At 47.8% G+C, this 12,183-nt stretch carries 8 protein-coding genes; 7 read left to right on the top strand and 1 reads right to left on the bottom strand.

Annotated features, from left to right (window positions below; genetic code table 11):
• Nucleotides 1-4 precede the first annotated feature (4 nt).
• Nucleotides 5-577 (bottom strand): TerD family protein, encoded by a 573-nt coding sequence (locus BQ5453_RS08445; protein ID WP_317039454.1) that lies wholly within the window; start codon nt 575-577, stop codon nt 5-7.
• 1,157 nt (nt 578-1,734) lie between these two features.
• Here BQ5453_RS08445 and BQ5453_RS08440 point away from each other — a divergent pair.
• From BQ5453_RS08440 to BQ5453_RS08410, 7 genes are all read left to right on the top strand, one after another.
• On the top strand, nt 1,735-3,192 hold the full coding sequence (locus BQ5453_RS08440; protein ID WP_071122852.1) for a VapE domain-containing protein: 1,458 nt from the start codon (nt 1,735-1,737) through the stop codon (nt 3,190-3,192).
• 511 nt (nt 3,193-3,703) lie between these two features.
• Nucleotides 3,704-4,756: an IS110 family RNA-guided transposase gene (locus BQ5453_RS08435; RefSeq protein ID WP_161942409.1), complete on the top strand. Its 1,053-nt coding sequence runs from the start codon at nt 3,704-3,706 to the stop codon at nt 4,754-4,756.
• A 400-nt stretch (nt 4,757-5,156) separates the two neighbouring features.
• Nucleotides 5,157-6,317 (top strand): IS110 family RNA-guided transposase, encoded by a 1,161-nt coding sequence (locus BQ5453_RS08430; RefSeq protein ID WP_071122046.1) that lies wholly within the window; start codon nt 5,157-5,159, stop codon nt 6,315-6,317.
• Nucleotides 6,318-6,853: 536 nt separating this feature from the next.
• Entirely contained in the window at nt 6,854-7,294 is a 441-nt protein-coding gene (locus BQ5453_RS08425) for a hypothetical protein (RefSeq protein ID WP_071122850.1), read from the top strand.
• 197 nt (nt 7,295-7,491) lie between these two features.
• Nucleotides 7,492-9,150, top strand: coding sequence for a beta-N-acetylhexosaminidase (locus BQ5453_RS08420; protein WP_071122849.1), 1,659 nt, complete (start codon nt 7,492-7,494; stop codon nt 9,148-9,150).
• Nucleotides 9,147-9,698: an NUDIX hydrolase gene (locus BQ5453_RS08415; protein ID WP_071122848.1), complete on the top strand. Its 552-nt coding sequence runs from the start codon at nt 9,147-9,149 to the stop codon at nt 9,696-9,698. Before BQ5453_RS08420 ends, BQ5453_RS08415 begins: the two co-directional genes overlap by 4 nt.
• 1,071 nt (nt 9,699-10,769) lie before the next feature.
• Nucleotides 10,770-12,116, top strand: coding sequence for a glucose-6-phosphate isomerase (locus tag BQ5453_RS08410; RefSeq protein ID WP_071122847.1), 1,347 nt, complete (start codon nt 10,770-10,772; stop codon nt 12,114-12,116).
• The last annotated feature ends 67 nt before the right edge of the window (nt 12,117-12,183 follow it).

The raw sequence follows: 12,183 nt of genomic DNA, 5'->3' as shown, positions 1-12,183 counted from the left end.
GCCGTTATGCAAATTGTTTAGCGTATTTGTTTACCAGGGTTTGAAGTCCACCTTTGTTACCATTGCCGATAGCCTCAAACTTCCACTCACCATTATGACGGTACAAGCGACCAAACTCTACTGCAGTTTCAACAGAGAAGTCCTCGTCCAAATCATAACGGGCAATTTCCGTATTGGTCTTGGCATCATATATGCGGATATACGAATTACGAACTTGTCCGAAATTCTGGCGGCGTTCGTCTGCTTTATAAATAGTAGCCGTGAAGATTATCTCTTGAATATTGGAACTTACCTTTGTCAAGTCCACATTCAGTGTCTCGTCATCTCCGCCACTGCTGTTGCGCCCTGTCAAGTCATCACCGGTTGATTCTACCGAACCATCAGGTGATTTCTGATTACCATAAAATACGAAAAACTCCTGCTTGGGAACCTGCCCGTTATCTCCTAACATAAATGCCGAAGCGTCCAAATCAAAATCATAACCCGTACCTTCATTCGGATCCCAACCAAGTCCTACACCAACAAGGGTAAGACCTTTGTCCATATTTATACGCTGTCCTTTTTCGAGATTTATCATGATGAAAAGATTTTAATTAAATATGTTCTTTATTACGATTGCAAATTTCGGTATATTGTTCAATACAACCCTTAAAACGCCAATGTTGCAGTCATAATACAATACGTGGGCAGTAGTTTTGTTGCAAGGTTACAATGCAGATACCCCCAATCACCCATTCCGCTAACGCGGAGGACATAAGGACAAAAGTCCATGCCCGTATGTTTTGAAGTTCTTGTGTTCTTATGTCCTTTTGGTCTTATGGTTCCGCGTTAGCGGCAAATCTCATAACTCACAAACCATGAGTTATGTCCTTTGATTTGGGCGACACATTGACGAAGTCAAGAAATGTCTGCACTCTGCACTTTTCTGCACAAAGTATTTGATAATCAATCGTTTTAGGCGTGTAGACACGTCTGCACAGTATCTACACTGCGTCTACACAACTTCAGCACAATGTTTGCACTATTTGGGGCAGTAGGTCAATCCGTTTTGTGCCTCGGTCATTTATGTTATGGGGACAAGAATTTTCTGTTGCTCCGACAGAAAAGTCTTGCCCCCATAACTGTTGTTGCGCTGTGGCAAATCTGATGCGTGCAGACGGTAGTGCAGACAAATAATGATGGCGTCTACACGCTTTTATATGTTGATTATCAACTGCTCACATTGTAAAAGTGTAGAGTGTAGCAAGTTTGTTAATGTGGTAATATGCTAATGAACTGACGCCGTAGCATTACCACTTGTAACACTACGGCGTCAGCCCTTATGTTCTTTAGGCCACGCGGACGTTAGTTCGTGGCCTAAAGCCGCGCAGCGGCCTTATGTACTTATGTTCTTTTGTTCTTATGGTTACCGCGTTAGCGGCCAAGGCGAGCAATGCCCGCAGATATACAGATATGCAAACAGAACTAACGCCGTAGCGTGGCTTGGCAGCCGCTAACGCGGTAAACATAAGAACAAAAGGACATAAGGACATAAGGACATAAGGCCGCTTCGCGGCAGAAGGCCACGGACTGACGTCCACGTGCCCTCAAGAACATAAGGGCTACGCCGTAGTGTTGCTTGTTGGTTGCTTAGCACGGGAAACATTATTTGTGTACAACTTGTACACTTTTTTTGTTTGCAAGCCTTGAGGTTTTATATCTTTGCACCCACTACTAACTAAATTGTATATTATCATGAATACCAAACAAGCCTTGCTGCAATTTGTGCAGCAAATTATGCACGAGGGCATCGATGCACTGATTGACCGTATCGCCAAGCGCGTGATTGAAAAACTTGACGAAGCCCGAATGTCCATGCCACAAACGGCGGCGGAGAATGACGAAGTACTACCACAACCGAAAGACGTTGTTAAGCCACAACCGAATAATGTTACCGAGCCGCAAGCAACTGAGCCGCAAGTTACCGAGCCACAACCAACGGAGTCGCAACCTATCGAGCCGCAACCAGAAAAAGCATACAATGAGCAACCCGACACACCCTCTCTCACTGAACAAGCCATGCTATTAGTTGACGAGATGTACGACACGCGCTATAACGTGCTTGACCGCGTGGCCGAAATACGCCGACACAATGGGGCCTCTGCCCAGTTTGTGCCAGTGAACAAACTGGTGCGCAACACCATTGTTATCGACTTGCACAAACGCGGGTGCATGGTGTGGAACAACGATGTGGACCGCATTTTGGAGTCGGACTATATGCCGCAATACCACCCCTTTACAAGTTATTTGAAATCATTGCCCGCATGGGACGGCACCGACCGCGTGACGCCCCTCGCCGCCCGTGTGAGCCGCGATCCGCTGTGGACCACCGTGTTCCACCGCTGGCTGCGCGCCATGGTGGCCGGGTGGCATGGTGCTGAGGGCGGCGCCGCCTCGCAGACGGGTGGCAATGCCATGATACCCTTGTTGGTGAGCGAGGAGCAGGGCCTGCGCAAGAGCACCTTCTGCCGCATGTTGCTGCCGCCCGAACTGCGCAACTACTACTCCGAAAAGTTTGAACTCTCGGGCACGGAGCGGCTCGAACTGGCTCTGTCGCGCTTTGCACTTGTCAACCTCGATGAGTTTGACCGTTACAGCCAGCACCATGCGGCCAAACTTAAGAATTTGGTGCAGCTCGGCACTATGCAGTCGCGTCGTCCGTATGCGAGCGGTTTTTCCGAGATGCCGCGCGTGGCCTCGTTTATTGGTACGAGCAACCGCTACGACTTGTTGAACGACCCCACGGGCAGCCGCCGTTTCTTTTGTCAGGAGGTGCACGGGGTGATAGACTGCGACACACCGCTTGACTATGCGCAGCTTTATGCGCAACTGTTGCACGAGGTGCTGTCAGGTGAGCTGACTTATTTCACGCACACCGAGGAGGCTGCCATTCAGCATCACAACCGATTGTTTTACCAGTCGTCGCCCTTGCGCGAGTGTTTTGTGCGCCGTTTCGAGGTGGCTGATGAGGGCAAGCTGGTTGATGGCGGCGAGTGGCAGACGGCCACGGCCATATTCCGCACGCTCAAGCGTGACTTGCGTGGCATGGTGCGCAATGCTACGCCTAACACTTTGGGGCGTGAACTGATGCAGCTCGGTGTGCCGCGCAAGAGGTGCAACCGCGGGGTGATGTATTGGGTGAAAGCACGCTGACGCGGGAGCTAATTAGCCGCTAACGCGGAAAACAGAAGGACATAAGAGCATAAGAACAGAAGGCTTTGCGTGTATTGGCCGCTTACCGCGGGAACATAAGAACATAAGTCTACATAAGATACACAAAAGGCCGCTGCACGGCGGACGGCCACGGACTAACGTCCGGGTGGCCTCAAGAGACATAAGGGCTGACGCCGCGTAGCGTTGCAAATCATTTCCGACGCGAGACGCGTCGCTCTAAGTTTGCAGCAGTTAAGCGGCGCAGCCGCTAACCTGTAAACATTGTTAAATAAGACTTTGTAGTTAGAAGCTTTTTCTATTACTTTTGTCGTAGTAAAGTAAAGGAATAGCTGGTTGGGAGGAAAAATACACCGTCGCCAGTCCGTAGAGACTATTGGGGGCATTAAGACCCCTCCCAACCAAGCTGCAAAGACTAAATAGAATGCTCATAAAAATAGTTAGAGTGGCAGTCATCACAGCTTTCGCTACCTTTAAAAAACCATACAAAGATATGAAAAAGTTCATTATTGGAATCGATTTTTCCAAAGAAACAGTAGATGCTAGTATCGTACAGAAAGAACAACCAGAAACTCTCATTGCGTACAAGAAGTTTAGAAACAACCTGAAAGGAGTTGATGGACTGATTGCTTGGGCCAAGTCAAAGGTTGCACAAGACGGAGAAATCATCTTCTGTGGTGAAAACACTGGTACATATAGCACACTCTTCAGTGATGAATTGACAGATCGTGGCTTTATCATATGGATTGAGCATAGCATGAATATCGTACGTGGCATGGGTGATGTAAGAGGGAAAGACGACAAGACAGACTCTCTGCGTATTGCCTCTTACGCTGCACGTTTCTATGATAAGATGAAACCTTACGTACGTCCCAAGGACGAAACGCGTGTACTTAAGACACTCCTTGCTAAGCGAGATAGACTCAAATCCTTCTTAAAAGCGGAAATTACTAACACAAAGGAGAATCCTTTAATGCTGCAGGACTCCAACATAGCAAGTAGCATAAACGAGTTTTTCAAACGCCTAGAAGAATCCTTACGGAAAGAACTCAAGGAACTTGAGCGAATGATTCTCGATGTTGTCATGAGCTGCTCTGAATACGCAAAAAACTTCAATATCCTGACTTCCATGAAAGGTATCGGTTTGATTAATGCAGTCGCGCTCATAGTCTATACAGACAACTTCACCAAGTTCAACTTTAACCACCGCAAGATTGCTACATATTGGGGGGTTGTTCCCTTTAAGAACGAATCTGGTACTTCCGTCAGGAGAGGTACACATGTAAGCCCCAAATGCAACTCTTGGCTGAAAGCGCTTTTGACCGAAGCCACGCTTTGTGCAATTAGGTATAACTCACGCATAAAAGCTTATCATGATAGGCTTATGGCACGAGGGAAAGCGATCGGTATAGTACTTAACAATTGCAAGAACAAAATGCTCAAGATTCTTGTTGCAATGGTACGTGACTCCAAAATCTATTCAGATATGGACGTATCAAAGGATCCTCATACGACCACAACTACTAGCTCAATAGTTGTATGCTAACATCGGTATCCAACAGATCCTTTAACAAAAAAACTTGCCAAAAATTTGGTCAATAACATAGAATGCCCCCATTAGAGATTGAGTTTTGTGCTTGAAGCCGTTCGCATATTTACGTTTTACCGAAAGCAAATAGTAACCCAGTTGTTACGCTACGGCGTCAGCCCTTATGTCTCTTGAGGCCACCCGGACGTTAGTCCGTGGCCGTCAGCTGCGCAGCGGCCTTTTGTGTATCTTATGTAAATTAAGATGAGAATTTCCAATCACATGCCCACGAGATAAAAAAGGGACCGCAGCAAAACATAAATCAAGCCCGCTTCAGTTTCCTATATTGGCAAATGTTGCCAATATCCCGTATATTTGTGGGAAAACAGGCTCTAACGCCTAATTAAATTAAAAGCTTATGAAAACTGTAGCAGGGCTTGATGTGCACAAAGATAGTGTATATCTCTGTATTTTGCGAGAAAACGGGGAGAAAATAGAACGCGTATACGGCGTTTTGACTCCACAACTCGATTCCATGCGCGATTTTATGGCAGAAAACGAAGTCAGCGAAGTCGCAATGGAAAGCACAAGTGTGTATTGGATTCCCATCTGGCGCGTACTTGTTGATTCATTTGAACTCAAGTTGGTTAATCCTTACTTTATTAAGCAACTTCCTGGGCGTAAAAGTGATGTCAAGGATGCTCAATGGATTGCGGAATGCGTCATGAAGGAACTAATTCGTGGAAGCTTTATTCCACCTCCTTTAATCCAACAACTCCGCTTGTACGACAGACGAATATTCGAGTTGAATGCGGAATTAGTAAGAAAGTATTCCAAGATTGATGCGATATTGCAGCGCTGTAATATTCGTTTGAGTAACTATGTGTCCAATACAGATTGCAAGAGTTACAAAAATGTTGTCAAGCGTATATCTGAAGGTGTAACTTCACCGCAAGAACTACTTATGCTCGTACACAAACGCATTATAAACAAGCATGGCGAGGATACGATACTGGCAGCACTTACAGGTGTCGTTTCCGAAGCTGAAATAGACATGCTTGCACAATATGTTGCAGAATCAGCCTTATTGGAGGATAACAAGAACAAATGCATTGAAAAAATGCGGGAAATCTGCAACAGGGAGTTTGAGGAACAGATGAAGAACCTTCAGACAATCCCAGGTGTAAGCGAGCGTTCCGCCCTGACAGTCCTTGCCGAGATAGGTCCAGACGTAAATGCGTTCCCGAGTGCCAAACATCTCGTCTCTTGGTGCGGTTTCAACCCAAGAAATGACGAAAGTAACAAGAAAATCAAATCGAACAAGATTACTCACGGGAACAGATTCATCAGAATTGCCAGTGTTCAATGCGCATGGGCTGCATCAAGAACGAAAGATTGTTACTTCTCTAAGTTTTACGCATTTCACACACAAGTGAGGAAGAAATTCAAGTTGAAAGTAGTGGTAGCTGTGGCCAGAAAAATACTTGTGTGCATTTGGCACATTCTGAAATTCAATGTTTCATACAAGGACTTTGAACCCCAAAAGTCTGTTGCTAAAGATTGTACTCAGCTTGCTTAGTGCAAGCTGTAACAATAAGTTTCCATTGCAAGGCTATTAAGTTTCTGGTAGTTCGACTCCGTCCTTGTAAATTAGCCAAAGCCTTGGATACTTGTGGATGCCCACGTATAGCTTCGAGCTAGAAGAGAAAAATACCTTTTTACATACGTGTCGTCTCTTCAATTTTGGAGAGACTGGATATTTGCGCTGTATAGAAAACGAATATTGGGATTTCGTGTGTTACTTAGGATACTCATAATCCTTTTTTAGAGAAAACTTGTGTTCTTATGTTCCCGCGGTAAGCGGCTAACACAAACGTTTATCTTTTGTTCTTATGTTCTTATGTCCTTTTGTTTCCCGCGTTAGCGGCTGCCAAGCCACGCTACGGCGGCAGCCCATTAGCATATTAGCACATTGACACATTAGCATATTGACATATTAGCGCTGCGAGCGTCAGCAAGCAAATAAAGCGCAATCAAAGTTTATACGACCAGTTTGCACGACCATTGCATAAAAAGTTGTACATTTGCTGAGTAAACCACTAAGATACAGATGCCATGACTGCAAGCGAACAAACCTATCAACAAATAGAACGCGCACTGCGCAAAGCGGCCTCGAAGTTTGACCCACAGGCCGAATGTATGCCACTGACCGACATTTACCTGCAAGTGAGACAGGAGGGCGGCGAACTGCGCATTTATGATGACGACGATAATGAACTCACTCGCTGTGTGGTGGAAGAGTGGATTGACAACCACGACGAAGATTTCTACACTGCCGTACAACCCATTTTGAGAGAGTGTATCAAACGCATCAAAGATGTAACTGAAAATGTGGCCATACTGAAGCCCTACTCTTATGTGCTCATTGGCGAGGACCATGAAACAATAGCCGAACTGCATTTGGTGGACGACGATACCATACTTATTAGCGGCGACCTGATGAAAGGACTTGGCAATGACCTTGACAACTTTTGGAACAAACTCTCTGCTGAATAAGCTTTAAGACAATCTTTACCCGTTGGCAAAATTCTTGGTTAACGGGTTAACAAGCTGACAGGTTAACAAGTAAGTATGCCATAATCTGCTTATTGTATGGCGGAAAATCAGAAAAGGCTATGCAAACTTACCTGTTAACCCGTTAACTTGTCAACTTGTTTACTAATTCCGCCAACGCGTATCTTTTTATTTCTTACATGAAAAATATCAAAGCCACTATAACCGCCCTTTGTCTGTGTGCGGCCCCTGCGATTTTTGCCCAGCAAAATAATCTGCCACTCATTCCGCAACCTGCCAAAGTGGTGCAGGGCGATGGCACATTTACCTTTTCCCCCACCCTCAAGGTGTGGGCCGATGCTTACGATGGTGACAGCATCAAACTTGTGTTGCAACAGTTTGAGCAGAAATTCACACCTGCCACAGGCACACACTTTAAGTATGGCGGCAAAAGTGCCACCATGCAACTGCGCTGCAACAAGCACCTTGGCAACGAGGCTTACACACTAAATGTGACCCCGAAACAGATTGTGATAGAGGCTGCCAAACCGGCAGGTTTCTTTTATGCTTTGCAAACACTGCAACAGTTGCTGCCCTCGCGCAACGCCATGGCAGGTGTGCCCGACTCGACCATTGCAAGCTGGACACTGCCCGCAGTGAGCATTGCCGATGCGCCACGTTTTGGCTGGCGTGGTTTTATGCTCGACGAGGGTCGCCACTTTTATGGCAAACGCGAGGTGATGAAAATCATTGACATGATGGCGGCATACAAGATGAACCGCTTTCACTGGCACCTGACAGAGGACCAAGGGTGGCGTATCGAGATAAAGAAATACCCCAAATTAACCGAGGTGGGTGCATGGCGTCACAGCCGCACCTTGGGCTACGGCGAGACGGTGCCCGATGGCGAACGCTATGGCGGCTATTACACCCAAGCTGACGCACGCGAAATTGTGAAATACGCACGCGACCGTTTTATCGAGATTGTGCCCGAAGTGGACATACCCGGCCACTCACAGGCCGCGGTGGCATCGTACCCCGAATTTTTAGCCTGCGACCCGCAGAACCCACACCAGGTGTGGCTGTACCAAGGCGTGTCGGCCGATGTAATAAATGTGTCGAACCCTCGCGCCGTGCAGTTTGCCAACGATGTGATTGACGAACTCACAGGCATCTTCCCCTTTAGCTATATCCACCTGGGGGGTGACGAATGCCCCGTTTACAAGTGGCAGAACAACGCTGACTGTCAGAAGCAACTGAAGGAATTGGGGTCGGACAACTATCGCGACTTGCAAATTAACTTCTACCACCAGTTGCAGCAACACATGGCCCAGAAGCCGCAGCACGAGCAGCGCAAACTCATATTTTGGAACGAGGTGCTGCATGGCAACACGGCTCCGCTCGGCAAGGACATTACCATCATGGCATGGATTGGTGCTGACGCTGCGGCACAAGATGCGGCTAAGCGTGGCATGAACACTATTCTGTCGCCACAAATACCCTACTACATCAACCGCCGACAGAGCAAAGATGTGTGGGAACCGCGCTCACAGGGTTGGGGCACCGAAACGGTGGAGGCTGTTTACAACTATGTGCCCATGAAGGATGTGCCCGATGCTTTACAGTCAAAATACTTGGGTGTGCAGGCTAACTTCTGGACAGAATGGGTGGAGGACGCCAGCACGGTGCAGTATCTCACGTTCCCTCGTTTGGCTGCCGTGGCCGAAGCTGGCTGGACACCGCAATCGGAGCGCAGCTACACCAACTTTGAACAGCGTTTGCAGGCCGAACCGGCATTTTATAAGGCGGCTGGTGTGAACTATGGCAAACATGTGTTTGATAAGAATAAAGCGCAATGAAACCTGAAGATATTAAACCTTGGAAGATTAAGCGCTCGGAATATCTCGTCAAGCGCCCCTGGCTCACTGCCCGGCGCGATGTGGTGGAGTTGCCCGACGGCCGCGAGATTCCCGAATATTATGTGCTTGAATACCCCGACTGGGTGAATGTGATAGCTATTGACAAGGCTGGACGCTTTATTATGGAGAAGCAGTACCGCCATGGTATGCAACGCATGAGCTACGAGTTGCCCTGCGGGGTGATGGAAAAGGGCGAGACACCGCTTGAGGCGGCGAAACGCGAATTGCTTGAAGAGACGGGGTATACTGGCGGCGAATGGCAGTTGCTGATGGAGGCTGCACCTAATCCTGGCTCGATGTCGAACATGCAGCATTGTTTTTTGGCTACGGGGGTTGAGCCTACTGGCACGCAGCACCTTGATGCTACCGAAGACTTGGCTGTGTTTACTGCCACACGCGATGAGGTGGTGGAGATGATGCATGACGGGCGCATATTTCAGGCACTGATGCTGGCACCGCTGTATAAATATCTGTACGAGATGCGTTAGACACTCGTTCTGCTCGCAGATGTGCATATTTGCAAGCATCGTTTGTGGCGGACTTGTGTTCCTTTGAATGCTATTGCTGGTAGGTAAAACGTAAACATGCGAACGGACTCAAGCACCAAGCGCTTGCACTAAGCGCTACCTCTAAACGCTAGCACTAATGGGGGCGACGCGTCTCGCATCGGGAAAATATGCAACTTTTATTTAGCCGAGTTCGTATTTCCGTCCTTTCTCTATCCCGACGCGAGACGCGTCGCCCCCATTAGAGGTAGCGTTTTTTTGCAGCGCGTTTCAGGCAACGTAAAATGCCCTCAAAACGGTCTCGTTCTTGATGCCTATTTTGGTGACAAGCTGTTTATGCTTTGAAGTTTTACCAAAAAGCAATATAATGCTCACGGATCGCACCGATTGCACGGATTCTTTCGCTCACGCAACGTGCTTTAGCACCACGGAGATGACGGATTTTACGGATTTTGTGAGCATTGCATGCTCACTTCGCCATTAGCTCGTTGCTGCGACCAGGTCCCCTTACTATACAATCTGTGCTAACATATTTCGCCACGGGTACGTTACGGGCCAATAGCGAAGTGAGCATGCAATGCTCACAAAATCCGTCAAATCCGTCATCTCCGTGGTGCTAAAGCACGTTGCATGAGTGAAAGAATCCGTGCAATCGGTGCGATCCGTGAGCCATGATATCAGAATGGTTTTACCGGACAATACAAAAAATACATTTTTTGCTTTGCAGGGCATTCGGTTTGCACTAACTTTGCTTCGCCAAGTTAGGCGGCGGTTCGGCAATACTAAACGAAAGTTTTAAGACTTTCGCTTTGTATTGCGCTCGCCTTGCACTAACTTTGTTTCGCCAAGTTAGGCGGCGGCTCGGCAATACTAAACGAAAGTTTTAAGACTTTCGCTTTGTATTGCGCTCGCCTTGCACTAACTTTGTTTCGCCAAGTTAGGCGGCGGCTCGGCAATACGAAACAAAAGTTTTAAGACTTTCGCTTTGTATTGCGCTCGCCTTGCACTAACTTTGCCCCCACAAACTAAATTAGTACATACTTATATTGTATTATGAGCAAGAATATTCGTTTAGAAGTAAGCAAGGCTGCACAATTTTTAGCAGCTGGTGCCGTTGAGGCACTCGAACCCCGCGTTAAAGCAGCACAAAAGGCACTCGAAGATAGCACATGCGCTGGCAATGACTTTTTGGGCTGGATGCACTTGGCATCGTCAATCACACCCGAACATTTGGCAGACCTGAAAGAGACCGCCAAGGTGCTGCGCGAAAACTGCGACACCATTGTAGTGGCCGGTATCGGCGGTAGCTACCTGGGTGCACGTGCCGTGATCGAAGCACTCGGCAACAGCTTTGAATGGCTTGCCAATGATGGCAAAAATCCCATCATGCTCTTTGCTGGTAACAATATTGGCGAGGACTATCTTTACGAGTTGACAACCTACTTGAAGGGTCGCAAATTTGGCGTGATCAACATCTCGAAGAGTGGTACTACTACCGAGACAGCTTTGGCTTTCCGCTTGCTGCGCAAGCAATGCGAGGAGCAACGCGGCATTGAAATGGCACGCAAGGTGATTGTGGCCGTTACTGATGCCAAGAAGGGTGCCGCACGCGTGACCGCTGACAAGGAAGGCTATAAGAGTTTTATCATTCCCGACAATGTAGGCGGCCGTTTCTCAGTGCTCACACCTGTAGGTTTGCTGCCCATTGCTTGTGCCGGTTTTGACATTGAAGCACTTGTGAAGGGTGCTGCCGACATGGAGAAACTCACTGCACCTGAAGTGCCTTTTGCAGAAAACCCTGCTGAACAATACGCTGCCGTGCGCAACGCTCTCTATGCCAATGGCAAGAAGACTGAAATATTGGTTAACTTCCAACCTAAGCTCCACTACATGAACGAATGGTGGAAGCAGCTCTATGGCGAGAGCGAGGGTAAGGACGGCAAGGGCATTTTCCCCGCAGCTGTTGACTTTACTACTGACTTGCACTCAATGGGCCAATGGATTCAAGAGGGCGAACGCACCATATTTGAAACGGTTGTTTCGGTGGAGACTCCTGAGCACACCGTACTCTTCCCCCACGACGATGAGAACCTTGACGGACTTAACTTCCTTGAAGGCAAGCGCGTAGACGAGGTGAACAAGATGGCCGAACTTGGCACGCAGCTGGCCCACGTTGATGGCGGTGTGCCTAATATGCGACTGGTGGTTGAACGACTTGACGAGTACCACCTCGGCCAGATGATTTACTTCTTTGAGCGTGCCTGCGGCATCAGCGGTTTGCTGCTCGAGGTTAACCCGTTCAACCAACCGGGCGTTGAGGCATACAAGAAGAACATGTTTGCTTTGCTCGGCAAACCTGGCTATGAAAAGGAGACTGAAGCCATCAAGGCCAGACTATAATAACGCGTTGGCGGAATTAGTTGACAAGATAACGGGTTAACATTGGTAGATTTGCCAAAGGTTTCTA

The sequence above is a fragment of the Prevotellamassilia timonensis genome (genome assembly GCF_900106785.1).
Taxonomy (GTDB): Bacteria; Bacteroidota; Bacteroidia; order Bacteroidales; family Bacteroidaceae; genus Alloprevotella; species Alloprevotella timonensis.
The sequence above is the reverse complement of the archived record's forward strand: the minus strand, read 5'-3'. Positions and strand labels throughout refer to the sequence as shown.

What these genes read in the sequence shown, in the direction of transcription:
- BQ5453_RS08425 (WP_071122850.1), top strand. Translation starts at nt 6,854, where the DNA reads ATGACTGCAAGCGAACAAACCTATCAACAAATAGAACGCGCACTGCGC.
- BQ5453_RS08440 (WP_071122852.1), top strand. Translation starts at nt 1,735, where the DNA reads ATGAATACCAAACAAGCCTTGCTGCAATTTGTGCAGCAAATTATGCAC.
- BQ5453_RS08445 (WP_317039454.1), bottom strand. Translation starts at nt 577, where the DNA reads ATGATAAATCTCGAAAAAGGACAGCGTATAAATATGGACAAAGGTCTT.
- BQ5453_RS08435 (WP_161942409.1), top strand. Translation starts at nt 3,704, where the DNA reads ATGAAAAAGTTCATTATTGGAATCGATTTTTCCAAAGAAACAGTAGAT.
- BQ5453_RS08415 (WP_071122848.1), top strand. Translation starts at nt 9,147, where the DNA reads ATGAAACCTGAAGATATTAAACCTTGGAAGATTAAGCGCTCGGAATAT.
- BQ5453_RS08420 (WP_071122849.1), top strand. Translation starts at nt 7,492, where the DNA reads ATGAAAAATATCAAAGCCACTATAACCGCCCTTTGTCTGTGTGCGGCC.
- BQ5453_RS08430 (WP_071122046.1), top strand. Translation starts at nt 5,157, where the DNA reads ATGAAAACTGTAGCAGGGCTTGATGTGCACAAAGATAGTGTATATCTC.
- BQ5453_RS08410 (WP_071122847.1), top strand. Translation starts at nt 10,770, where the DNA reads ATGAGCAAGAATATTCGTTTAGAAGTAAGCAAGGCTGCACAATTTTTA.